Consider the following 211-nt stretch of genomic DNA (forward strand, 5'->3'; position numbering starts at 1 on the left):
TATCCCGCCAGATCGAAAACGATCACGGCGAGGAGCTCAATCGAATCAAGCGCCCACACTTATCGGCTGTAAATTTTTAAAGATCAATTCGCTGAAAACTACTGGAAAATCAAGCTATCCGGTGTTTTCTGCGTCGCTGCATCAGCAGGAGGAGGCGAATTATGCAGGGCGCAGAACCACTCGTCAAGCGAATTTGAATAAATTATTTCAG

The 211-nt window shown here is 46.0% G+C and carries 1 protein-coding gene; it reads left to right on the plus strand.

Annotated features, from left to right (window positions below; genetic code table 11):
• On the plus strand, positions 1 to 211 hold a 211-nt coding region (locus U5A67_RS40655), incomplete at both ends, for a hypothetical protein (protein ID WP_321818856.1).

The sequence above is a fragment of the Paraburkholderia sp. J69-1 genome, from assembly GCF_905220255.1.
Classification (GTDB): domain Bacteria; phylum Pseudomonadota; class Gammaproteobacteria; order Burkholderiales; family Burkholderiaceae; genus Paraburkholderia.